The following is a 22,435-nucleotide window of genomic DNA, read 5'->3' as shown; positions in this document are numbered from 1 at the left end:
CTGGTGCCCTTTCGGGAAAGTGGGCGGCCGCGGGTCGGGCGGCCTGAGATCGGCTATCGGTCCCCGAAGATCGTGCGGTGCCAGTCCTTCGCCGCCACCGCCGTGTTGTCGAACATGACGTGCTTGATCTGGGTGTACTCCTCGAACGAGTACGAGGACATGTCCTTGCCGAAGCCGGACGCCTTGTACCCGCCGTGGGGCATCTCGCTGATGATCGGGATGTGGTCGTTGACCCACACGCACCCGGCCTTGATCTCCCGGGTGGCCCGGTTCGCCCGGTAGACGTCCCGGCTCCAGGCGGAGGCGGCGAGCCCGTAGGGGGTGTCGTTGGCGAGCCGGATGCCTTCGTCGTCGGTGTCGAACGGCAGGACGACGAGGACGGGTCCGAAGATCTCGGACTGGACGATCTCGCTGTCCTGGGCGGCGTCGGCGACGAGGGTCGGCCGGTAGTACGCCCCCTTGGCGAGCTCCCCCTCGGGCACCTCGCCGCCGGTCACCACGCGCGCGTAGGCACGCGCGCGGTCGACGAACCCGGCGACCCGGTCCCGCTGGACGTGCGAGATGAGCGGGCCGAGATCGGTGCCGGCGGCGAAGGGGTCTCCCAGCCGGACGGTCTCCATGAGCGCGGCGGTCTTCTCGACGAAGGCGTCGTACAGCGGCCGCTGCACGTACGCGCGCGTGGCGGCCGTACAGTCCTGCCCGGTGTTGATGAGCGCGCCCGCGACGGCTCCGTTGACGGCGGCTTCGAGGTCGGCGTCGTCGAAGACGACGAAGGGAGCCTTGCCGCCGAGCTCCAGGTGCAGCCGCTTGACGGTGGCGGTGGCGATCTCGGCCACGCGCCTGCCCACGGCCGTCGACCCGGTGAACGAGGTCATGGCCACGTCGGGATGGCCGACCAGACGCTCCCCGGCCTCCTTCCCGGTCCCGGTGACGATGTTGACGACACCGTCGGGAATGCCCGCGCGGGTGGCGGCCTGGGCGAAGAGCAGCGAGGTGAGCGGGGTGATCTCGGCGGGCTTGAGCACGATCGTGTTGCCCGCGGCGATCGCCGGAAGGATCTTCCAGGCGGCCATCTGCAACGGATAGTTCCAGGGCGCGATGGACCCCACGACACCGATGGGCTCACGCCGCACATACGACGTGTGATCCCCGGAGTACTCACCGGCGGACTGCCCCTGAAGATGCCGGGCGGCCCCGGCGAAGAATGAAGCGTTGTCGATGGTGCCCGGAACGTCGAACTCCCGGGTCAGCTTCAGCGGCTTCCCGCACTGGAGCGACTCCGCGCGGGCGAAGTCCTCGGCGCACTCGGCGAGCACGGCGGCGAACCGGTGCAGGGCGTCGGACCGCTCACCGGGCGTGAGGGCCGCCCAGCCGGGGAAGGCCGCGCGAGCCGCGGCGACGGCGGCGTCCACATCCTCGACGCTCGCGAGCTCATAGGTGAAGACCTCCTCCCCACTCGCGGGATCCACGACCGCGTGCGTACGACCGGAGGTCCCCTTGGTGAGGCGTCCTCCGATGAACTGCGCGCCTTCGGCGAACCGCTCCTGGGCCGCGAACCGGTCCGGGGTGGCACTGCCCGGCTTGTGCATGTCGCTCTCCTCCGCCGTGACCCCGCGGCTTCCGCGGGTGGGTGGCGTAGCTCCAGCTCGATTTGAGTGCCGATCCTGACAGAGCAATGGCACTCCTACAAGGGATTCCGTTGTTGCCTTTCGGTTACGCGACGGAATCTGTCGACCACGTGTCGAGCCATCCCCGAAAAGAAAGGACGGAGTGTCAGTGGCAGCTGCCAGACTCGGATGCATGGGGAAGATCGATTCGCAGGACGCCCTTGTCAAGCAGGTCCGGGCCGGAGCGAAGATCAAGTATCTGCACTTCTGGGGCCACCGCCCACGTCCGGACGGCCGCGTCGGCGCGAGCTGTCTGAGCCAGTGGTGGCCCTCACCCTTCGTGGTGGACGGGGTGAGCTATGCGACCGCCGAGCACTGGATGATGGCGGGCAAGGCGCGCCTTTTCGAAGATCAGGAGGCCGAGCACCGCGTCCTGGCGGCCGGATCTCCGGCTCAGGCCAAGAACGTGGGCCGGCTGGTCCGCGGCTTCGACGAGCAGACCTGGCGCCGCGAGCGCTTCGGGATCGTCGTCGAGGGCAGCGTCCACAAGTTCGCGGCGCACGAGGACCTGCGGGAGTTCCTCCTGAACACTGGCGACCGAGTGCTGGTGGAGGCCAGCCCGATGGACCGGGTATGGGGCATCGGCCTCGCGGCGGACGACGAGGCGGCGGGAAACCCGGAGCGCTGGCGAGGCCCGAACCTCCTGGGCTTCGCGCTGATGGAGGCGAGACACCGCCTCAGAACGGCCTGAAGGGGACCACCGAACCCCGGCGATCCCCTCCCTGCTCCCTCCGGGACGACCGCTACGCCACCGAGACGGAGGCAGCCACGACGGCGAGGGAGCCGTCGTAGTAGTCGGAGTCGTCGTCCGAGTTGATGGCGGCGGTGATGCCGATGGCGAGCAGCACGATCACGGCGACGCCCAGGATTGTCCCGATGATCCCCATGATGAATCCGGCCTGCGCCTGCCCGTGGTTGGTGGCCTCACCCCGCTCGGCCCGTTTGCGTCCCTTGACCCCGAAGACGATGGCGAGAACCCCGAGCACCAGCGAAAGGATGCCGTACATGCAGAACAGCGCGCAGGACAGGATGCCCAGCACCATCGCCGCGACACCCATACCGTTCTGCGGGGGCATCGGCGGGGCGGGCCAACCCCCGTACCCCTGCGGGTAGTTGGGGTAGGCGTAGCCGACGGGCCCGCCGGGGCCCTCCGGCCCGACGGGCGGGGGCGGCACGGAGGCGGGCCCACCGGGTATGCCGGGTCCGGGTCCGCCGACGGGCACGCCCTGTGCCGGGCCGGGGTAGCCGTAGCCGGGAGTGGGGGCGGGTCCCGCGGCTCCGGGAGGCGGAAAGCCGTACCCGTCGTTCGGTACGGACGTCACGGTGGCCTGATCGTGCAGGGGCGGAGACGGCGGCTGACCGGCACCGGGCGACGCGCTCTTCTCCAGCGAAGGCCCACTCTCCGGCGGCGCCCACGGATCCCGACCGTCCCCGCTCGACTGCGTTCCGTCCGTCATGCTCACGTCCCCCTAGGTCGTTCGTGCGGCCATGCTACGGGAGCGGGGCGCTTGCGCTGGGCTTGGGCGGGGCGCCTAGGGGGGTGCCGGGTGCTGTCGTACGGCGGGTGCGGGCCGGTGGGGGCTGGTCGCGCAGTTCCCCGCGCCCCTAGGTGGGTGCAGTCACCCGCGCCACGACGGACCGATCCCCACCTCACGCACCACGACGGATCACTCGCCGCACCCCACGCCACGACAGGCCGTTGGCCGCACCGCGCGCCACGACGGACCGTTCGCCGCACCGCGCGCCACGACGGACCGTTCGCCGCACCGCGCGCCACGACGGACCGTTCGCCGTACCGTGCGCCACGACGGACCGTTCGCCGCACTGCGCGCCACGACGGACCGTTCGCCGCACCGCGCGCCACGACGGGCCGGTAGTCGCGTACGGCGCGAAGGGGCCGGGGTGGGGGGTGTCCGCCCGCAGCGGCCGGCGTCCGTCACCGAGCACATCCCAAAGCAACAGCAACCGCCGGACCGAGGACGGACACCCCCCACCCCGGCCCCGACCCACCCACCGAACCCCACGCGCTACACCCGCCCCCACCGAAGCCGAAACAGGCCGCCGCAGGCACCCAGGGGCGCGGGGAACTGCGCAAAAAACGCCCGCCCCCACCGAACCCGCACGACACCCCCGCCTAACATGTTCCGCATCGATCAGCCGATCAGCCGATCACCGCGCCAGGCGCCCAGCAAGGGAAGGCCCCCATGACGACGACCGACAACCTGCACGCCTTCATCGCCGACCTGCCCAAGGCAGAACTCCACGTGCACCACGTCGGATCGGCCTCCCCCCGCATCGTCTCCGAACTGGCCGCCCGCCACCCCGACTCCAAGGTCCCCACGGACCCCGAGGCGCTCGTCGACTACTTCACCTTCACGGACTTCGCCCACTTCATCGACGTGTACCTGAGCGTCGTGGACCTGATCCGCACCCCCGAGGACGTACGCCTCCTCACCTACGAGGTCGCCCGGGACCTCGCCCGCCAGCAGGTTCGCTACGCCGAGCTCACCATCACCCCGTTCTCCTCGACCCGCCGCGGCATCGACGAGCGCGCGTTCATGGAGGCCATAGAGGACGCCCGCAAGGCGGCGGAGTCCGAGTTCGGCACGGTCCTGCGCTGGTGCTTCGACATCCCCGGCGAGGCCGGCCTGGAGGCCGCCGAGGAGACGACCCGCCTCGCCACCGACGACCGCCTCCGCCCGGAGGGCCTCGTGAGCTTCGGCCTCGGCGGTCCCGAGATCGGCGTACCCCGCCCCCAGTTCAAGCCGTACTTCGACCGCGCGATCGCCGCGGGCCTCCACTCGGTCCCGCACGCCGGCGAGACGACCGGCCCGGAGACGGTGTGGGACGCCCTCACCCACCTCCGCGCCGAGCGCATCGGCCACGGCACCAACTCCTTCCAGGACCCGGCGCTCCTCACCCACCTCGCCGAACACCGCATCCCGCTGGAGGTGTGCCCCACCTCCAACATCGCGACCCGAGCCGTCCGCACCCTCGACGAGCACCCGATAAAGGCGTTCGTAGAGGCGGGCATCGTCGTCACGATCAACTCCGACGACCCCCCGATGTTCGGCACCGACCTGAACAGCGAGTACGCGGTGGCGGCAAGGCTCCTGAACCTCGACGAACGGGGTCTCGCCGAACTCGCGAAGAACGCGGTGGACGTGTCGTTCCTCGACGAACCGGGCAAGGCGCGGATCAAGGACGAGATCGACACGTACACCACCACCTGGCTCGCACCCTGAGCGAACGCCCCCACCACAATGGGCGCATGCAGAAGCTGACGGCCGTGGCACACCGCGGCGACCCCTACCGCGTCCGTGAGAACACGATCGACTCCCTGCGTTCCGCGCTCGACCGGGGCGCGGACGCGGTGGAGGTCGACGTACGGGTCACCAGGGACGGCGTACCGGTGCTGCTCCACGACGAGACGCTGAAGCGACTGTGGGAGCACGACCGTCCCCTCCTCGCCCTGTCGGCGGACGAGGTGCGAGGGCTGACGGACGGCAGGGTGCCGACGCTCGCGGAGGCTCTCCGGGCCACGGACGGCCACCGGCTGATGCTCGACCTGCCCGGCACGAGGGAGGTACGGGTCGCCCGCCGTGTCGTCGACGTGGTCCGCGAGTGCGGAGCCCAGGACCGCGTCTACTACTGCGCCGACGCCACCGCCATGCTCGCCGTACGCGCGGCCGACCCGGCCGCGGAGATCGCGCTCACCTGGACGACCCTCGCGCCCCCGCGTCCCACCCTCCTGGACGTGGTGCGGCCCCGCTGGCTCAACTACCGTTTCGGCCTGCTCGACCGCGGCCTCGCCGACCGGGTCCACGCCGACGGCTACCTGATCTCCGTCTGGACCCCCGACACCCGCCGCTCGATGCGCCGCCTCGCCGCTCTGGGCGTCGACTCGATCACGACGAACAGGGTGGACGTCCTGTGCGCACTGAGAGCACAGGCGAACGGGAGTGGGACGGAGACCTACGGTGCCGACACCCGGGACTCCTGAGCGACGGTCGCCGTGTCAGCAGGCGTCGAGCGGGTGACGTACTGCGGTACGGGGGTGTCGTCCTTGCCGGTGTCGCGGACCAGGCCGTAGCGCTTGACGCCCTGGTCGGGGCCGGTGGTGATGTCCTTCTCCGCCGCGTCCCAGCTGGACGGGAAGACGCTGAGGCCGTAGTCGGCGCCGCGTTCGTTGACCGTGAGGGTGACGCTGCCGTCGAGGTAGAAGTACTCGTTCTGCCACATCTGCTGGGTGCCGGCGGGCAGGACGGTGTAGCCGACGGTGGAGTTGCCCATGCCGGTGGCGGTGCTGTCGGTGGCGCTGACGGGGTCGTCCATACGGCGGCCGCCGCCCGAGGCGACGTGGAAGAGCTCACCCCTCAGCCCGGTCCAGGACGGCATGACCAGTCCGCCGGCCCGGTACTGCGGTGAGATCTGCCAGCGGACGAGGACGTAGCCCTTGCCGGTGAGCGTGACGCCGTCCCCGCGGTGGTTCAGGACGGCGTGCGCCCCGCCGGTGCTGGTGACGCCGGTCTCGGGCCGGTGCGGCAGGGCGGCGGGCGGAGTGTCGGGGTCCGGGGCGCGGTCGACGGCGTCGACGACGCTGCCGTAGCGGACGGTCTCCGTGGGTGTCGCCGACGGGGAGGTGGACGGCGACGGGGAGACCGCCGGGGTGTCCGCCACAGGCGGCGGCCGATGTGTACTCGCCGCCGTGGGCGAGACCGCCACCCGCGGTGGCGGGGCGTCCGGGGCCTGCGTGACGACGTACGCCCCGCCCGCGACGATCGTCGCCCCCGCTGTGGCCGCGACGACGGGCTGGGTGAGGGCGCTCAGCACCTTGGCGGACCAGCTGACGGACGCGACCGTGGCGCCGGCGGCCGCGGCCGTCTTGCCGCCGAGGGCCAGCGAGAGGGTGAAGCCGACGGGGACCGGCACCAGCGCGATCCCGACGAGCAGCCGCTCCGGCGGTACGACGGACTCGCGGGTGTCTCCGCAGTAGCCGCAGCCGCGGATGTGCCGGGCCAGCCGCTTGCGCCAGACCGAGTCGGGGCGGCCGTTCCAGCGGGTGGTCAGTTCGCGCAGGTCGGGGCAGGCCCCGTCGAGGGCGCGGACGATGCCCCGGGAGGTCTCCAGGCGCTCCTTCATCCGCTGGACGCGTACGGCGGCGTGCTGTCTGCTGATGCCGACGGCGGCGGCCAGTTCCCGTCGGGTGAGCTCACCGGCGACCTCCAGCCACCACAGCGAGAGCAGTTGCCGGTCCTCGTCGTCGAGCCAGCGCACGGCCTCCGCGACCTCGCGCCGCTGCCCCTCCAACTGGAGTCGCAGGACGGTGAGTTCGGCGAAGTCGGCGGCTCCGCTCGCGGCCGACTCGTCCAGCCGGGCGGGGGTCCTGCGGCGGGCCCGGTCCCGTATCTGCCGCATGGCGATGGCGACCAGCCAGGACCGGAAGCTGTCCGGGTCGCGCAGGCTGCCGAGGTTGTCCACGGCCCGCAGCATGGTCTCCTGGACGACGTCGTCGACATCGGCGTGGCCGTTCAGGGCGCGGCCGACGATGTTGTACACCAGCGGCAGCCAGCCCTCGACGAGCTCGTCCAGCGCCCGCCGGTCGCCGTCCTGCGCCGCCGCGATGGTGTCGCGCCACTGCCGCGTGTCCACGTGGTCCTTTCCGGCCGGTGCCCCCTCGTGCGTGGAGACGGAGTGAAGGGCTCCGCGATAACACTTTTTCGCCCCCTAGGGGACCTCACCCACAACTCCCGTGAAAGCAGCAGGAGTTGCTCAGGGTTGCGCCAGGGGTCGGCCCCTCCTCGCCGACGATCCCGTCACCTCGCCGGCCACGCAGGATGATCACACACATCCCACACCCCCAGGAGCCGACTCGTGCGTGACCTTCGTCGCAGAAGCATCCTCGCCGGCGCTCTCGCCGTACCCCTGACCGCCGGCCTGCCGACCGCGTCGGCGACCGCGCACAGCGCCGGCGCACCGGACGCCAAGGCGCTGCGCGCGGCGCTCGCGGGGCTCCCCGACGCGGACGCCACCGCGGCCCTGGTCCGGGTCGGCGGCACCGGCGGGGGCTGGCGCGGCAGCTCGGGCGTGCACGACCTGGAGAGCGGGCGGCCCGCCGATCCGGGCGCGCGGTTCCGGGCCGGTTCGACGACGAAGGTGGTCACGGCGGCGGCCATACTGCGTCTGGTGGCCGAGGGACGGATCGACCTGAACACGCCCATCCAGCGCTACCTGCCGGGCCTTCTGGGCGCGCGGTTCCGGCCGGTCACCGTACGGCAGCTGCTCAACCACACCAGCGGCATCCCGGCGGGCGACGGTCTGGGCGACACCTTCGAGGAGGTGTACGCCCACCGCTTCGACACGCTCACCCCGCAGCGGGTCGCAGCGTCCGCGGGCGCTAAGCAGCCGGAGTTCTGCCCGGGCAGGCAGCAGCACTACCTCAACATCAACTACACCTTCCTCGGCCTGCTGATCGAGAGGGTGACCGGGCGGTCGTACGCCTCCGAGGCCGCCCGGCTGGTACTGGCACCGGCCGGGATGCGGGACACGTACTTCCCGGGCACCGACCCGCGCATCCTCGGCCCGCACAATCGGGGCTACCAGGCGGTGAAGCGGGCCGACGGGACGACGGAGTTCGTGGACGTCACGGAGTGGAACCAGGCGGACCGGTTCGCGGCCGGGGACATGATCTCCACGATCGAGGACCTGGAGCGGCTGCTCACCTGTCTCTTCCGGGGCCGGATCGTCGAGCGGCCGCAGCTGAAGGAGGTGTTCTCGGTCCCGTCGGGCATCACCGGCGCGAGTTACAGCGCGGGCGGCCTCCAGCGCTACGAGTCCGGCGGGAAGGTCTACTGGGTCAAGTCCGGTGCCCGGTACGGCTACAGCTCGGCGATCGCCGCCACCCGCGATCTGAGCCGCACGCTCGTCTACTCGGTCAACTCCACCGACGCGAAGAGCGAGGACGCGAACCCCGTCGTCGTCCGGATCATCACGGCCGCACTCAAGTAGCGGGCACGGCGGCGGTGTCGTGCGGGGGGTTGTGCCGTGCGAGTGCCTCCAGCCGCTTGATCCTCCTCCGTACGACGTACAGCGGGAGCACCCCGCACACCCCGAACGCCATGTCGATCACGCTCCACCAGAACGGGATCCCCCGGATCGGTCCGCAGATCAGGGCGAGCGGGACGATCCCGGCGCAGGCGATCATGCCGAACTCGACGACCCAGATGTTGCGGACCGGGTCGCGGTAGGGGCCGTAGAAGGCGACCGCGATGACCAGGTGGGCGAAGGCCAGCCAGTCCGTGCCGTAGAGGAGGAAGGGGTAGTCGGAGTCGGCGGTGTCGAGCCCGCGCCGGACGCGGGCGATCCAGTCCGTCAGGGCGTCCGGCGCGGGAAGGTGCCGCAGCACGTCCTCGGTCCAGCGCAGTTCGTGGACCAGCGGGAAGGCGGTGGCGCCGCTGAGCACCAGGCAGACGACGAAGAAGACCAGCCATGCGCGGATGCCCCTGAGTTGGGCGGCTCTGTCGCTCATGGCAGCAGCGTACGCCTGGAATTGAACATGTTCAAAACATTGTGGGTGCGGGGATCGAGGTCAGGACGCCGCCGCCGTCTCGGCCAGCTTCTGGAACTCCCCCAGGTCGTAGTTGGCGAGCGTCGAGTCCAGGTTGGTCAGCGCGCCGAGGTGCTCGACGAACCCCTTGGGGTCGTACTCGATCTGCAGCGTCACCCGGCTCGTGGTGTCACCGAGCCGGTGGAAGGTGACCACGCCCGCGTGGTGAACCCCCTCCACCGTGCGCCAGGCGATGCGGTCCTCGGCGATGACCTCGGTGAGCTCGGCGACGAAGTTCTTGTCGGCGCCGGGCAGTTGCAGCTGCCAGGCGAAGCGGCGCTCGTCCAGCCGCTCCACCAGGCGTACGTGGCTCAGAAAGGTCGGCCACCGGGTCACATCGCTCCACAGGGCCCATGCGACAGCGACGGGAGCCTCGATGTCGACCGTTTCCACGAGGGACGCGGACATGCGGTACCTCTCCTTCCGATCAGCCGGGGGCCGGCGCTCGACGGTTGCGGTGGGAAGCGGATACCCCGGCCGGGACGGCACACACGGTCCTGCCCACGGACTACCCCGGAGGGGTCTCGGTGGTACCCGGGTACCACTCGGGCCCCGAGGATTCCCCCGCGGTCCCAGAGTCCTGGCCTGTGGCGCTCCTAACGTCGACAGCAGACACCGCGGCGCCTCGGCCGACGGGGTCGAGTCCCAGGCAGGAAAGGCCCCTTCCCATGATCGAAGCGCGTGAGCTGACCAAGCGGTACGGCGACAAGACCGTCGTCGACCACCTGAGCTTCACCGTCAAGTCCGGCGAGGTGACCGGCTTCCTCGGTCCCAACGGCGCCGGCAAGTCCACGACCATGCGCATGGTCGTCGGCCTGGACGCCCCCACCAAGGGATCGGTCACCGTGGGCGGCCGTTCCTACGCCAGTCAGGCCGCGCCCCTGCACGAGATCGGCACTCTGCTGGAGGCCAAGTCCGTCCATCCAGGGCGCAGCGCGTTCAACCACCTGATGGCGCTCGCGTACACCCACGGCATTCCGCGCCGCCGGGTGGACGAGGTGATCGAGCTGGCGGGGCTGACGAGCGTGGCCGGCAAGCGGGTGGGCGCCTTCTCCCTCGGTATGGGACAGCGGCTCGGCATCGCCGCGGCCCTGCTCGGCGACCCAGCCGTCGTCATGCTCGACGAACCGGTCAACGGCCTTGATCCGGAAGGCGTGTTGTGGGTGCGCAACCTGCTGCGCTCGCTGGCCGACGAGGGCCGGGCCGTGATGCTGTCCTCGCACCTGATGAGCGAGACCGCGCTGATCGCCGACCACCTGGTGATCATCGGACGCGGCCGGCTGCTCGCCGACACCACGGTCGACGACTTCACCCACGCGGCCGGCGGCGGGGGCGTGAAGGTCGCGACCGCCGAGGCGGCGAAGCTGCGCTCGCTGCTGGCCGGCCCCGACGTCACGGTCACCTCCTCCAGCGCCGAAGAGCTGCTGGTCAACGGACGCGACGCGCGTGAGATCGGGGCGATCGCCGCCCGGCACGGAGTGGCGCTGCACGAACTCACCCCACAGTCCGTCTCCCTGGAGGCGGCGTTCATGGACCTCACCCGCGATGTCGTCGAGTACCAGAGCGCTCCGGCCGACGCCGAACGAAAGGCCGCCTGATGACCGTCACCAGCCTCGCCCCCGCTCCTGCCCGCACGGCGGAGTACAAGGTCACCGGTGTCCGGGTGCTGCGCTCGGAGTGGGCCAAGTTCTGGTCCCTGCGCTCCAGTTGGATCACCCTGGGTGTCGCGGTGTTCCTGCTGGTCCTGTTCGGGACGATCGCCTCCTACACCTACAGTCCCGACGTCACCGCGCCCGGACCGGGCGGACCGGGAGGCGGCAGCGGTGACAGCACCGCGGTGAGCCTGGCCCTGACCGGAGCCACGTTCGCCTCGCTGGCCATCGGGGTGCTCGGAGTGCTGATGTCGGCCGGCGAGTACAGCACCGGCATGATCCGCTCGACGCTCACCGCCGTACCGCGCCGCCTGCCCGTCCTGTGGTCGAAGGCCGCCGTGATCGGTCCGGTCGCCCTGGTCCTCACCGGCGTCGGCGCCGTGGCCGCGTTCCTGCTGGGAACCCCGGGCCTGGACGGCGAGAAGATCGCCTTGTCCCTCGGTGACGACGGCGTCCTGCGCAGCCTGGCCGGCGCCGGGGTCTACCTCGGCCTGGTCGCCGTGTTCGGCGTGGCCCTGGGCGTGCTGATCCGGTCCTCCGCAGGAGCCATCGCGGCCCTGGTCGGCATCCTGCTCATCCTGCCCGGCCTGGCCACGCTGCTGCCCGACTCGCTGTACGACAGCATCAATCCCTACTTCCCCGGCAACGCGGGCTCGGCCGCCTACGCCCTGCACCAGTCCTCGGACGCCCTCTCCCCCGGCGCGGGCCTCGCGGTGTTCGCCGGATGGGTGGCCCTGGCACTGGCCGGGGCGGCCTTCCGGCTCGTGAAGTCCGACGCCTGACCTGGGCACGGGGACAATGGTGTCCATGACCGCGCACCGTGCCGCGGCCCCCGCGGACCCGGACCGGGGGACGGCGGCCCCGCCGTCCCCCGGAATCGACGCCGCGTGGGCGCACCCGCTCCTGGGCCGTATGCTGCGCGACCGGGGCCGCCTCACGCGGCTGGACCGCCGGCACCCGTGGCTGTTCGACACGGCCCTGGTGCTGGCCGTCGCCCTGTTCAGCCTGCCGGTCCTGCTCCGGGGCGGGGGCGAGCCCCCGTTCGCGGAGACCGAGGTCCGTGAGCTGCCGCCCGGTGTCCTGGTCGCCTGCGTCGCCGCGTTCGTCGTTCCGCTGTGGTGGCGCCGCAAGGTCCCGGCCGTCACGTACTTCGTGATCATGTCGGTGTCCCTCGTCCAGTGGTCGCTGGGGATCTGGCTGCCGGCCGGCGTCGCGGCGCTCATCGCCCTGTACACCGTGGCCAGGACCGCGTCACTGCGGCTGCTGGGCTGGGCCGCCGCGCTGACCGTGGTCGAGGCGGTGCTGGCGGTCTCCGTCCTGGTCCCGGTCGAGCATCCGCTGCTCAGCGCCTTCTTCCTGCTGGGCACGGCGACGGCGGCCGTCGCCACGGGCCTGACGCTGCGCATCCGGCAGATGTATCTGGCGGCGCTGGAGGACCGCGCCCGGCGTCTGGAGATCGAGCACGAGCAACGCGTCCGGCTCACGGCCGCCGCCGAGCGCTCCCGGGTCGCCCGCGAGATGCACGACATCGTCGGCCACAACCTCTCCGTCATGGTCAGCGTCGCGGACGGCGCCGCGACCCTCGCCGCCAACCGGAACGAGCGGTCCGCCGACGCCCTGCGCATCCTCGGCGACACCGGCCGCCAGGCCATGAGTGAACTGCGCCGTGTGCTGGGCGTCCTGCGCGATGAGCGGGGACCTGACGAAGACGCGCGGCCACTCAGCCCTCAGCCCGGCATCCGCGACCTGGACCCCCTTCTCGCGCGGGTGCGGGCGGCAGGCCTGCCGGTCACCTATAGGACTGTGGGCGATCTGGACGCACTGAGCAGCGGCGTACAGCTCACCGTGTACCGCATCGTCCAGGAGTCGCTGACCAACTCCCTCAAGCACGCGGGGACCGGCACGTCCGCCGAGGTCACCCTCGCCGCCGGGAGAGGAGACGTACGCGTCAAGGTCGCCGACACCGGCACACCGCCCGGCGCACCCGCGCCGGCGAAGCCGCCGACAGACGGCGACGGTCCCGGCCACGGCCTCGTCGGCATCCGCCAGCGCGCCGCCATGTTCGGCGGCACCGTCATCATCGGCCCACGCGACACCGGCCACGGCTGGCTCGTGGACGTCGTGCTCGACGTACCACCGGGAGATCCCCTGCCATGACCACCGTCCTCATCGCCGACGACCAGCCCCTGCAGCGCATGGGCGTCCGCATGCTCCTGGAGGGCACGCCGGGCCTGGAGGCGGTCGGCGAGGCCGAGCACGGCGCCGAGGCCGTCCGCATGGCCGCCGAACTGCGCCCCGACGTCGTCCTCATGGACATCCGCATGCCCGGCATGGACGGCATCGAGGCCACCCGCCGCATCACCGCCACCGGCGGCCGTACCCGCGTCCTGATCGTCACCACCTTCGACCTCGACGAGTACGCCTACGAAGGCCTGCGGGCAGGGGCCAGCGGCTTCCTGCTCAAGGACGCCCGCCCGGAGGAGCTCGTCGCCGGCATCCTCGCGGTCGCCACCGGCGACGCGGTCGTGGCCCCCCGCCTGACCCGCCGTCTCCTGGACGCCTACGCCCACCAGGTCCTCGCCCCGACCGACGCCGCCCCCGACGACCCCCGGCTCCGGACCCTCAGCGACCGCGAGCGCGAGGTCCTCGTCGCCATCGGGCAGGGCTGGACGAACACGGAGATCGCCGAGCGGCTCGTGCTCACCGAGTCCACGGTGAAGAAGCACGTCGGCCGCGTCCTCGCCAAGATCGGGGCCCGCGACCGCATCCAGGCCGTGATCACGGCGTACGACACCGGCCTGGTGAGAGCCAAGCCGTAGACCGGCGGGCCGGAGAGCCCCGTCACCTCGTCCGTGTCGATGCGGAGCGGCCGGTTCGCCCAGGTGAGCCGTCTGTCGGTGGCGGAGTGGCCGGTGACGGCCCGGTCGCTCGCGGCCATGTACGCGGCGGGCACCCCGCACCCGGCGAGCCCGCCGGGGACGTCTTCGCACCCCGTCGAGCGGGCGCCACCGTGACCCCGTAGCCATCTCGGCCGCGGGATACCGCAATTCCCCTCAGGGGCGCGGGGAACTGCGCAACCAGCCCCCACGCACCCGCGGCCGAAGGACCACCCGCGGAAGCGCACCTCCCGCGGCGGAAGAACTACGCGTCCAGCGACGTCATCACGTGCTTGATCCGTGTGTAGTCGTCGAAGCCGTAGCCCGAGAGGTCCTTGCCGTAGCCGGACTTCTTGAAGCCGCCATGGGGCATCTCGGCGACCAGCGGAATGTGCGTGTTGATCCACACACATCCGAAGTCCAGCTTCTTGGACATCCGCATCGCGCGGCCGTGGTCCTTGGTCCACACCGAGGAGGCGAGCGCGTACTCGACCCCGTTGGCCCACGACACGGCCTGCTCCTCGTCCGTGAAGGACTGGACGGTGATGACCGGCCCGAAGACCTCCTTCTGGATGATCTCGTCGTCCTGCTTCAGCCCGGACACGACGGTTGGCGCGTAGAAGTACCCCTTCTCGCCGACCTGGTGACCACCGGCCTCGACCTTGGCGTGCGCGGGCAGCCGCTCGATGAACCCGGAGACCTGCTTGAGCTGGTTCGGGTTGTTGAGCGGCCCGTACAGCACGTCCTCGTCGTCCGGCTGCCCGGTCTTCGTGTCGGCGGCGGCCTTCGCGAGCGCCGCGACGAACTCGTCGTGGATCGACGACTGCACCAGCACCCGCGTGGCCGCCGTGCAGTCCTGCCCGGCGTTGAAGAAGCCCGCCACCGAGATGTCCTCGACGGCCTTCGGGATGTCGGTGTCCTCGAAGACGACGACCGGGGCCTTGCCGCCCAGCTCCAGGTGCACCCGCTTCAGGTCCTTGGAGGCGGACTCGGCGACCGACATACCGGCCCGCACCGACCCCGTGATGGACGCCATCGCCGGCGTCGGGTGCTCGACCATCAGGCGCCCGGTGTCCCGGTCACCGGTGACGACGTTGAAGACGCCCTTCGGCAGGATGGACCCGATGATCTCCGCGATCAGCACGGTCGACGCGGGCGTCGTGTCCGACGGCTTCAGCACCACGGTGTTGCCCGCCGCGATCGCCGGCGCGAACTTCCACACGGCCATCATCATCGGGTAGTTCCACGGCGCCACCTGGGCGCAGACCCCGACCGGCTCGCGCCGCACGATGGAGGTCAGACCCTCCATGTACTCACCGGCCGACCGCCCCTCCAGCATCCGCGCCGCGCCGGCGAAGAAGCGGATCTGGTCGACCATGGGCGGGATCTCCTCGGACCGCGTGAGCCCGATCGGCTTGCCGGTGTTCTCCACCTCGGCCGCGATGAGCTCCTCGGCCCGCTCCTCGAACGCGTCCGCGATCTTCAACAGGGCCTTCTGCCGCTCGGCGGGGGTCTGGTCGCGCCAGCCCGGGAAGGCGGCGGCAGCGGCGGCCATCGCCGCGTCCACGTCCGCCGGTCCGGACAGCGGCGCGGTCGCGTACGCCTCACCGGTCGCGGGGTTGACCACCTCGGTGGTGCGCCCGTCGGCGGCGTCCCGGAACTCACCGTCGATGTAGTTGCGCAGACGACGCAGCTCGGTGCTCACTGCCGGCCTCCTGTGGGGTTTGGAACTGTCCACTGACTGAGACACCCACCCTAATCCGGCGGCCCACGTTTTCAACACCCCCGATCGCGCCAAGGCTGCGAAATCCGCAGGTCTCAGTCACGTAAACAACGAATTTCATCGCCCCGACCTTGCGTAAGTGACGAGACCTCGTGCACAGTGACGTCGTGGCCAGTCGAAGCGCAGACCCCAAGGACTCCCGCGAGTCCAGGAGCGAGTCCAGGAACGGCGCCGGCCCGAACCTGGACGCCGTCTCCCTCGCCATCATCGAGCAGCTCCAGGAGGACGGCCGCCGTCCGTACGCCGCGATCGGCAAGGCCGTGGGCCTGTCGGAGGCGGCCGTGCGCCAGCGCGTCCAAAAGCTGCTCGACCAGGGCGTGATGCAGATCGTCGCCGTCACGGACCCGCTCACCGTGGGCTTCCGGCGCCAGGCGATGGTCGGCATTCATGTCGAGGGCGACGTGGAGTCCGTGGCCGACGCGCTGACCGGCATGGCCGAATGCGAGTACGTGGTGATGACCGCCGGCTCCTTCGACCTGATGGTGGAGATCGTCTGCGAGGACGACGACCACCTTCTGGAGGTCATCAACCGCCGTATCCGGGCCATCCCCGGAGTGCGCTCCACCGAGAGCTTCGTCTATCTGAAGCTCAAGAAGCAGACCTACATGTGGGGAACCCGATAACCGTGAGGACCCGATAACCGTGAGCTCCAAGGACCTCAGCCGCACCGCGTACGACCACCTGTGGATGCACTTCACCCGCATGTCCTCGTACGAGAACTCCCCGGTCCCGACCATCGTCCGGGGCGAGGGCACCTACATCTACGACGACAAGGGCAAGCGCTACCTCGACGGTCTCGCGGGCCTGTTCGTGGTCCAGGCCGGTCACGGCCGTACGGAACTCGCCGAGGCCGCCTTCAAGCAGGCGCAGGACCTGGCGTTCTTCCCGGTGTGGTCCTACGCCCACCCGAAGGCCGTCGAACTCGCGGAGCGCCTCGCGCAGCACGCGCCCGGCGACCTGAACAAGGTCTTCTTCACCACCGGCGGCGGCGAGGCGGTCGAGACCGCCTGGAAGCTCGCCAAGCAGTACTTCAAGCTCACCGGCAAGCCCACGAAGTACAAGGTCATCTCCCGGGCGGTCGCCTACCACGGCACCCCGCAGGGCGCCCTGTCGATCACCGGCCTGCCGGCTCTGAAGGCCCCCTTCGAGCCGCTGGTCCCGGGCGCCCACAAAGTCCCGAACACCAACATCTACCGCGCCCCGATCCACGGCGACGACCCCGAGGCCTACGGCCGCTGGGCCGCCGACCAGATCGAGCAGCAGATCCTCTTCGAGGGCCCGGACACCGTCGCCGCGGTCTTCCTGGAGCCCGTGCAGAACGCGGGCGGCTGCTTCCCGCCCCCGCCCGGCTACTTCCAGCGGGTCCGCGAGATCTGCGACCAGTACGACGTGCTGCTCGTCTCCGACGAGGTCATCTGCGCCTTCGGCCGCCTCGGCACCATGTTCGCCTGCGACAAGTTCGACTACGTCCCGGACATGATCACCTGCGCCAAGGGCATGACCTCGGGCTACTCGCCGATCGGCGCCTGCATCATCTCCGACCGCTTGGCCGAGCCGTTCTACAAGGAGGACAACGTCTTCCTGCACGGCTACACCTTCGGCGGCCACCCCGTGTCGGCCGCGGTGGGTCTGGCGAACCTCGACCTGTTCGAGCGCGAGAACCTCAACCAGCACGTCCTCGACAACGAGGGCGCCTTCCGCGCCACCCTGGAGAAGCTCCACGACCTGCCGATCGTCGGCGACGTCCGCGGCAACGGCTTCTTCTACGGCATCGAGCTGGTCAAGGACAAGGCGACGAAGGAGTCCTTCAACGACGAGGAGACCGAGCGCGTCCTGTACGGCTTCCTCTCCAAGGCCCTGTACGACAACGGCCTGTACTGCCGTGCCGACGACCGCGGCGACCCGGTCGTCCAGCTCGCCCCGCCGCTGATCTCCGACCAGGGGACCTTCGACGAGATCGAGCAGATCCTGCGCGCGACCCTCACCGAGGCCTGGACGAAGCTCTAGCCCCCGGCGATTCAGCGGCCGGCACGGCCCGGCGTGCACCCGTCCGAGTGACAGGCGTGCACCCCGGGCCGTGTGCTGTACGGCGTCCCGCCCCCGTCTCCTTAGCGTGCCTGGTAACCGATCGGCCCTGCTTTCGTTCCCCCGCTCGGGGGATTGCAAGGCACAACGGACCAGAACGAGGTGTACGCCCATGGAGGCCCCGCCGGACAACGATGTGCTCTGGGCACGCTCCCTGCACTTCACCCACCGCGACGGCTCGCCGGCGCTGCAGGGCGTCTCCCTCGGCGTGCGCGAGGGCGAGATCCTCGCCGTGAGCGGCCCGCGCGGCAGCGGCAAGACCGCGCTGCTCAGATGTCTGGCGGGACTCACCCCGGCCCAGCGCGGCGAGGTCTGGTTCAACAGCGTTCCCGTGCACACGATGGGCCCGATGACCCGCGAGCGCCTGCGTCGCGACCGCTTCGGCTGGATCGACCCGGCCCCCGCGCTGGTCCCGGAGCTCAACGCCTGGGAGAACGTCGCCCTCCCCCTCATGCTGCGCGGCACCGGCCGCAGGCGCGCCAGGACGGCCGCCCTGGAGTGGCTGGAGCGCCTCGACATCGGCGACCGGACCGCCAGCCGCCCGCACGAGCTGACCCAGTCCGAACGCCAGCGCGTCTGCATCGCCCGCGCCCTGGCCCCGGCCCCGTCCGTGCTGTTCGCGGACGAACCGACGGCTCCCCTGTACCGGGCGGACCGCGCGCACGTCCTGCGGACGCTCACGACGGCCGCCCGCTCCCACGGCATCACCGTGCTCCTGGCGACGCACGACGCCCACACCGCAGCGCTGGCGGACCGCACGGTCACCCTCCTGGACGGACGCCGGGTGAACACCGTGCACCTGCCCCCGATGGCCGACTCGGAGGACCGTACCGCGTGCTCGCTCTCCGTCTGATGCGGGGCGCCCGTCCCGCCGTACAGCTGCGCCGCCTCCTGGTGGCACTCGCCTCGGCAGGCACGGGCTTCCTCCTCCTGTGCGCTCTCGGCCACGCGATCAGTCACCCCGGGGACCCGTCCGGCGCCCTGCTGCGCCTGGCATGGTGTCTGACACCCCTGGCGGCGACGGTCCACTTCGCCCTGGCGGTCGCCCGCACCGACCCGGGCACCCGCCCCCGCTCCGGTCTCGCGGCCATCGGCCTGGGCCCGGCCCGTCTGATGGCCGTGTCGGCCACGACAACTGCCCTGTCCTGCACCCTCGGCTCCCTGCTGGCCCTGCTCTTCTTCCTCCATCTCCGGGGCGACCTGACGGGCATGCCCTTCGACGGAGCGGCGGCGGACTTCCTGGCGGCGGACGTCCCGCTCCCGTTGCCGGCCGCCCTGACCCTGCTGGGCCTGGTCCCGGTGGTCGCGTCGGCCACGGTGGGATTCGTCCTGCGGCCACGGGACGACAGGCCGGCATCGGCGAAGAGGGAGGCGCGGTCGTACGGCCGTTTCGGCGCGTACGGCAGGACGGCGGCCAGGGAGACCTTCGGCTCGTACGGCCGTTTCAGGGCTCACCGGCCCACGGGCGGTCGCGCCGCCGGCACCGAACATGGGCGCAACCCGCAAGCGAGGGCGGCAGAAAGCACCCCTACGGCGCCCTTGGCCGAGGCCGGCCAGACCGAGGACCTCGGCCGAGAAGCCCTGCCCGCCCCCCAGGAAGCCCCCAAGGGCCTCCCCTGGGGCATCGCCGTGCTCGCCGCGGGCCTGGCGGTGGAGGCCTACGCCAACCGGCAAGGGACCGACCCCTCCGCTCCCCTGCCCGGCGGCCTGGCAGGCACCCCCTCCGTCCTCATCGGCTGGCTCCTGACCGCCGTGGGCCTGGCGGTCGCCGGCCCCGGCCTCACCCACCTCTGCGGCCGCCTCCTGCAGTCCACCCACCCCGGCGCCCTGCGCCTGCTCGCCGGAAGAGTCCTCATGTCGGAAGCCGCCCGCATCGGCCGCCCTCTGGGCATCGTCTGCGCGGTGACGTCCGGCATCTACGCCATGGCCACCCTGTACGACCCGGCAGGCCCCGAGGTGGGCCCCCTGACCACCCTCGGCCTGCTCCTGGTGTCGAGCTGCACGATCGCCACGCTGCTCACGGCCGCCGTCGAGGCCAAGCACGCGAGGTCGGACACCACAGCCGCGTTGCTCCGCCTGGGCGCCCCGGCGACCATGCTCCGCAGCGCGGCGGCCCTCCGCGCCAGCGCCCTGCTGGCCCTCTTCGGCCCGCTCACCCTGATCGTGGCCGAGCTGGCGGCCCTCCCCCTGACCTCCTGAGCCCCGTACGAAATAGCCGTACGAAATAGCCGTACGAAAAAAAATCACGGCCACCGATGAGTTCCGCCGCGTCCACCCGTCTACCCACCGAACAGCACGCACCCGATGGGAGAGACTCCGATGACCTCGCCGACCTACCAGCAGATGATCTTCGTGAACCTGGCCGTGAACGACCTCGACGCCTCGAAGACGTTCTTCACCGAGCTCGGCTACTCGATCAACCCGCAGTTCAGCAACGACGACGCGGCGTCCGTCGTGATCAGCGACACCATCGTCGCGATGCTGATGACGAAGGCGTTCTACGCGACCTTCACCAAGAAGGAGATCGCGGACGCGACGAAGACCAGCGAGGTCCTGATCGCACTGAGCGCGGAGAGCCGCGCGAAGGTCGACGAGCTGGTCGACAAGGCGCTCGCGGCGGGCGGCACCCTGTCCGGGGAGACCCAGGACCACGGCTTCATGTACGGCCGCTCCTTCGACGACCTCGACGGCCACAGCTGGGAGGTCGTCTGGATGGACCCGGCGGTGATCGAGGGCTGACCCACGGCCGCAACTCGGCGTGCGAGCATGGGCGGGTGCAGACGAGCCCCGCCCATGCGGCACACCACGACGACCGTGAGATCGAGACGCTGGAGGAGTTCGACGCGGTCGTACCGGCCCGCGGCACCCTCGCCGGTTTCCGGGTCCAGGCGGTCGATCTGACGGACCGGACAAGGGAGTTGCTGGCCACCGACACCGCGGGCGCCGTCTTCCTCGGCTGCCCGATGCGGGAGAACGCCGCCAAGAAGATCCGCGCGGACGGCGCCCTGGTCTTCCCGCCCGTCCCGAACCTGCCCTTCGACCCGTACCGCGGACTGCTCTACTCCCCCGACGAGTTGTTCGACGGGCTGGAGAAGGGATACGAGCAGACCCCCGACGCGCTCGCCTACGCCTGGTTCCAGCGCACCAAGGCCGACGGCGACATATACGCGTCGATGCTGCGCTCCGTCCATGACGACGCCGTCTCCGACGCCCTCGACGAACTCCTGCGCGGCACAAGGGTCGTGGGGGTGATGGGCGGCCACGCGATGGCCCGCGGCACCCGCGAATACGCCGGCGCCGCCCGCCTCGGCCGCGAACTGGCCCGCGCCGGGCTCATCGTGGCCACCGGTGGCGGCCCGGGTGCGATGGAGGCGGCCAACCTCGGCGCCTACGCGGCCCCCTTCGAGGACGCCATGCTCGACGAGGCGTGCGCAATCCTCTCCGAGGCACCGTCGTTCACGCCGTCGATCAGCGACTGGGCGCGCGCCGCCTTCGAGGTCCGCGCCCGCTGGCCCCGGGGCGGCCACTCCGTCGGCATCCCGACCTGGTTCTACGGGCACGAGCCGCCGAACGCCTTCGCTTCGCACATCGCCAAGTACTTCGCCAACGCCACCCGCGAGGACGGCCTGCTCGCCCGCTCCACCGCGGGTGTGGTCTTCCTGCCGGGCGCCGCCGGCACCGTGCAGGAGATCTTCGACAACGCGACGCCCAACTACTACGAGTCGCGCGGCGAACCCACGCCGATGGTGCTCGTGAACCGCGTCCACTGGACGGAGAAGCTGCCCACCTGGCCGCTGCTCCAGGCCCTCGCGCGGGAGCGGTCAATGGAGGCCCGAATCGCCCTTGTTGACCGGATCGAGGACGCCGGAGAGGCGCTGAAACGTCTCACACCTTAATAAGCAGGCAAAGTCAACACTTGTAGGGCGCCTACACGTTGACACTTCTTATGCTGCGCTTATAGACCTGTGAGACTCCTGGGGACGGTGATGTCACATCACCATCCCTTCAGCCCCCCGCATTTGAGCTTCCTGTGAAGGACGAACGTGGCATTTACGCCCATATCCCGCCGCACCGCCCGCGTCTCGCGCTTCCTCGGCGTCGCCGCCGCATCGACCGCGATCGTGCTCGGTGCCTCCGGCAACGCGCTTGCCTGCAACATCAATGAGTTCTCCGCCGAAGCCAAGTGCGACGGCACCCAGGGCGTCATCACCGTCACCGACGTCGACAAGTCCGGCGTCGAGGCGACTGTCTCCGTGTACCTGCAGAGCAACGGCGCCGACGCGAAGAAGGTCGGCGAGCAGACGGTGAAGGGCTCCAAGGAGGGCACCACCATCACCTTCGAGGAGGACTGGGCGCCGAACGCGGAGTACCGCGTGCACGTCGAGGCCCAGCCCTACATCAAGGGCGCGGACATCAAGCCGAACCTGACCACCCCGGCGACCGCCTGCAAGACCGAGGACACGCCGACCCCGACGCCCACGCCCACCCCGTCGGACTCCGCCAGCACTCCGGCCGAGGAGTCCGCGACCCCGACCCCGTCGGCCTCGGAGGGCACCACCGCTCCGGCCACCGTCGAGAGCAACGCCCCGTCGCCCGCGGCCGGCGACTCCAACCTCGCCGAGACCGGTGCGAACTCCAACACCGGCCTGATCGCCGGGATCGCGGTCGCCCTGGTCGCCATCGGCGGCGGCGCCGTGTTCTTCGGCCTGCGCCGTCGTGGGGCCGGCACCCGCTGACGACAGTCGTGCGTGGCCCGTCCCGAGTTC

At 70.9% G+C, this 22,435-nt stretch carries 22 protein-coding genes; 16 read left to right on the top strand and 6 right to left on the bottom strand.

Annotated elements, in window-relative coordinates:
* Positions 1-53: 53 nt before the first annotated feature.
* A complete protein-coding gene (locus tag BFN33_RS41830) occupies positions 54-1,589 on the bottom strand; it encodes a gamma-aminobutyraldehyde dehydrogenase (protein ID WP_069765457.1) in 1,536 nt (511 codons plus the stop codon).
* Positions 1,590-1,800: 211 nt separating this feature from the next.
* On the opposite strand from BFN33_RS41830, the gene BFN33_RS41825 reads away from it, so the two are divergent.
* Positions 1,801-2,358, top strand: a complete 558-nt coding sequence (locus BFN33_RS41825) for an NADAR family protein (RefSeq protein WP_069765456.1) — start codon at positions 1,801-1,803, stop codon at positions 2,356-2,358.
* 52 nt (positions 2,359-2,410) lie between these two features.
* On the opposite strand, the gene BFN33_RS41820 is transcribed toward BFN33_RS41825, so the two are convergent.
* Positions 2,411-3,124, bottom strand: coding sequence for a DUF4190 domain-containing protein (locus BFN33_RS41820; RefSeq protein ID WP_069765455.1), 714 nt, complete (start codon positions 3,122-3,124; stop codon positions 2,411-2,413).
* A 747-nt stretch (positions 3,125-3,871) separates the two neighbouring features.
* Here BFN33_RS41820 and BFN33_RS41815 point away from each other — a divergent pair.
* Together BFN33_RS41815 and BFN33_RS41810 are read left to right on the top strand one after the other, a co-directional pair.
* Positions 3,872-4,912: an adenosine deaminase gene (locus BFN33_RS41815; RefSeq protein ID WP_069765454.1), complete on the top strand. Its 1,041-nt coding sequence runs from the start codon at positions 3,872-3,874 to the stop codon at positions 4,910-4,912.
* Positions 4,913-4,938: 26 nt separating this feature from the next.
* The gene (locus tag BFN33_RS41810; RefSeq protein ID WP_069765453.1) at positions 4,939-5,670 is read left to right on the top strand and encodes a glycerophosphodiester phosphodiesterase; all 732 of its coding nucleotides are present in this window, start codon (positions 4,939-4,941) and stop codon (positions 5,668-5,670) included.
* Here the strand turns inward: BFN33_RS41810 and BFN33_RS41805 are convergent.
* The gene (locus BFN33_RS41805) at positions 5,643-7,319 is read right to left on the bottom strand and encodes an RNA polymerase sigma factor (RefSeq protein WP_069765452.1); all 1,677 of its coding nucleotides are present in this window, start codon (positions 7,317-7,319) and stop codon (positions 5,643-5,645) included. The two genes, BFN33_RS41810 and BFN33_RS41805, sit on opposite strands and share 28 nt — an antisense overlap.
* 222 nt (positions 7,320-7,541) lie before the next feature.
* On the opposite strand from BFN33_RS41805, the gene BFN33_RS41800 reads away from it, so the two are divergent.
* Complete coding sequence (locus BFN33_RS41800) at positions 7,542-8,675, top strand: serine hydrolase (protein ID WP_069765451.1); 1,134 nt, start codon at positions 7,542-7,544, stop codon at positions 8,673-8,675.
* Here BFN33_RS41800 and BFN33_RS41795 read toward each other — a convergent pair.
* Entirely contained in the window at positions 8,668-9,195 is a 528-nt protein-coding gene (locus tag BFN33_RS41795; RefSeq protein ID WP_069765450.1) for a hypothetical protein, read from the bottom strand. The genes BFN33_RS41800 and BFN33_RS41795 overlap by 8 nt on opposite strands.
* A 60-nt stretch (positions 9,196-9,255) precedes the next feature.
* A complete protein-coding gene (locus BFN33_RS41790; RefSeq protein ID WP_069765449.1) occupies positions 9,256-9,681 on the bottom strand; it encodes an SRPBCC family protein in 426 nt (141 codons plus the stop codon).
* A 260-nt stretch (positions 9,682-9,941) separates the two neighbouring features.
* On the opposite strand from BFN33_RS41790, the gene BFN33_RS41785 reads away from it, so the two are divergent.
* Genes BFN33_RS41785 through BFN33_RS55700 form a run of 5 tightly spaced genes read left to right on the top strand, consistent with a single transcriptional unit; the run spans position 9,942 to position 13,939 of the window.
* Positions 9,942-10,871, top strand: a complete 930-nt coding sequence (locus BFN33_RS41785; protein WP_069765448.1) for an ABC transporter ATP-binding protein — start codon at positions 9,942-9,944, stop codon at positions 10,869-10,871.
* Entirely contained in the window at positions 10,871-11,707 is an 837-nt protein-coding gene (locus BFN33_RS41780; protein ID WP_088245501.1) for a hypothetical protein, read from the top strand. The genes BFN33_RS41785 and BFN33_RS41780 overlap by 1 nt, the downstream gene beginning before the upstream one ends.
* Before the next feature lie 25 nt (positions 11,708-11,732).
* Complete coding sequence (locus BFN33_RS41775) at positions 11,733-13,082, top strand: sensor histidine kinase (protein ID WP_069765494.1); 1,350 nt, start codon at positions 11,733-11,735, stop codon at positions 13,080-13,082.
* Positions 13,079-13,744, top strand: a complete 666-nt coding sequence (locus tag BFN33_RS41770) for a response regulator transcription factor (protein WP_069765446.1) — start codon at positions 13,079-13,081, stop codon at positions 13,742-13,744. Before BFN33_RS41775 ends, BFN33_RS41770 begins: the two co-directional genes overlap by 4 nt.
* A 33-nt stretch (positions 13,745-13,777) precedes the next feature.
* A complete protein-coding gene (locus BFN33_RS55700; RefSeq protein WP_218109077.1) occupies positions 13,778-13,939 on the top strand; it encodes a hypothetical protein in 162 nt (53 codons plus the stop codon).
* A gap of 127 nt (positions 13,940-14,066) precedes the next feature.
* Here the strand turns inward: BFN33_RS55700 and BFN33_RS41765 are convergent, their stop codons facing one another.
* Positions 14,067-15,506 carry a gamma-aminobutyraldehyde dehydrogenase gene (locus tag BFN33_RS41765; RefSeq protein WP_069765445.1) on the bottom strand — a complete coding sequence of 480 codons (1,440 nt, stop codon included), beginning with the start codon at positions 15,504-15,506 and terminating at the stop codon, positions 14,067-14,069.
* Between the two features lie 170 nt (positions 15,507-15,676).
* Here BFN33_RS41765 and BFN33_RS41760 point away from each other — a divergent pair, with 170 nt between their 5' ends.
* From BFN33_RS41760 to BFN33_RS41730, 7 genes are all read left to right on the top strand, one after another.
* Positions 15,677-16,207, top strand: a complete 531-nt coding sequence (locus BFN33_RS41760; protein ID WP_069765444.1) for an Lrp/AsnC family transcriptional regulator — start codon at positions 15,677-15,679, stop codon at positions 16,205-16,207.
* Between the two features lie 19 nt (positions 16,208-16,226).
* Positions 16,227-17,591 (top strand): aspartate aminotransferase family protein, encoded by a 1,365-nt coding sequence (locus tag BFN33_RS41755; protein ID WP_069765443.1) that lies wholly within the window; start codon positions 16,227-16,229, stop codon positions 17,589-17,591.
* Between the two features lie 190 nt (positions 17,592-17,781).
* The gene (locus BFN33_RS41750; RefSeq protein ID WP_069765442.1) at positions 17,782-18,522 is read left to right on the top strand and encodes an ABC transporter ATP-binding protein; all 741 of its coding nucleotides are present in this window, start codon (positions 17,782-17,784) and stop codon (positions 18,520-18,522) included.
* Positions 18,504-19,868 (top strand): hypothetical protein, encoded by a 1,365-nt coding sequence (locus BFN33_RS41745; protein ID WP_069765441.1) that lies wholly within the window; start codon positions 18,504-18,506, stop codon positions 19,866-19,868. The genes BFN33_RS41750 and BFN33_RS41745 overlap by 19 nt, the downstream gene beginning before the upstream one ends.
* 120 nt (positions 19,869-19,988) lie before the next feature.
* Positions 19,989-20,408 (top strand): VOC family protein, encoded by a 420-nt coding sequence (locus tag BFN33_RS41740; RefSeq protein WP_069765440.1) that lies wholly within the window; start codon positions 19,989-19,991, stop codon positions 20,406-20,408.
* Between the two features lie 35 nt (positions 20,409-20,443).
* Positions 20,444-21,565 carry an LOG family protein gene (locus tag BFN33_RS41735; protein WP_069765439.1) on the top strand — a complete coding sequence of 374 codons (1,122 nt, stop codon included), beginning with the start codon at positions 20,444-20,446 and terminating at the stop codon, positions 21,563-21,565.
* 147 nt (positions 21,566-21,712) lie between these two features.
* Positions 21,713-22,405 (top strand): LAETG motif-containing sortase-dependent surface protein, encoded by a 693-nt coding sequence (locus BFN33_RS41730; protein WP_069765438.1) that lies wholly within the window; start codon positions 21,713-21,715, stop codon positions 22,403-22,405.
* Positions 22,406-22,435: the final 30 nt, after the last annotated feature.

The sequence above is a fragment of the Streptomyces sp. LUP47B genome (assembly GCF_001746295.1).
Taxonomy (GTDB): Bacteria; Actinomycetota; Actinomycetes; order Streptomycetales; family Streptomycetaceae; genus Streptomyces.
This window is presented reverse-complemented; position numbering and strand designations above follow the sequence as displayed.

Excerpts from the sequence above, each read along its gene's own strand:
- BFN33_RS41785 (WP_069765448.1), top strand. The coding sequence starts at position 9,942 with ATGATCGAAGCGCGTGAGCTGACCAAGCGGTACGGCGACAAGACCGTC.
- BFN33_RS41770 (WP_069765446.1), top strand. The coding sequence starts at position 13,079 with ATGACCACCGTCCTCATCGCCGACGACCAGCCCCTGCAGCGCATGGGC.
- BFN33_RS41815 (WP_069765454.1), top strand. The coding sequence starts at position 3,872 with ATGACGACGACCGACAACCTGCACGCCTTCATCGCCGACCTGCCCAAG.
- BFN33_RS41810 (WP_069765453.1), top strand. The coding sequence starts at position 4,939 with ATGCAGAAGCTGACGGCCGTGGCACACCGCGGCGACCCCTACCGCGTC.
- BFN33_RS41825 (WP_069765456.1), top strand. The coding sequence starts at position 1,801 with ATGGGGAAGATCGATTCGCAGGACGCCCTTGTCAAGCAGGTCCGGGCC.
- BFN33_RS41795 (WP_069765450.1), bottom strand. The coding sequence starts at position 9,195 with ATGAGCGACAGAGCCGCCCAACTCAGGGGCATCCGCGCATGGCTGGTC.
- BFN33_RS41820 (WP_069765455.1), bottom strand. The coding sequence starts at position 3,124 with ATGACGGACGGAACGCAGTCGAGCGGGGACGGTCGGGATCCGTGGGCG.
- BFN33_RS41780 (WP_088245501.1), top strand. The coding sequence starts at position 10,871 with ATGACCGTCACCAGCCTCGCCCCCGCTCCTGCCCGCACGGCGGAGTAC.
- BFN33_RS41750 (WP_069765442.1), top strand. The coding sequence starts at position 17,782 with ATGGAGGCCCCGCCGGACAACGATGTGCTCTGGGCACGCTCCCTGCAC.
- BFN33_RS41740 (WP_069765440.1), top strand. The coding sequence starts at position 19,989 with ATGACCTCGCCGACCTACCAGCAGATGATCTTCGTGAACCTGGCCGTG.
- BFN33_RS41775 (WP_069765494.1), top strand. The coding sequence starts at position 11,733 with ATGACCGCGCACCGTGCCGCGGCCCCCGCGGACCCGGACCGGGGGACG.
- BFN33_RS41790 (WP_069765449.1), bottom strand. The coding sequence starts at position 9,681 with ATGTCCGCGTCCCTCGTGGAAACGGTCGACATCGAGGCTCCCGTCGCT.
- BFN33_RS41830 (WP_069765457.1), bottom strand. The coding sequence starts at position 1,589 with ATGCACAAGCCGGGCAGTGCCACCCCGGACCGGTTCGCGGCCCAGGAG.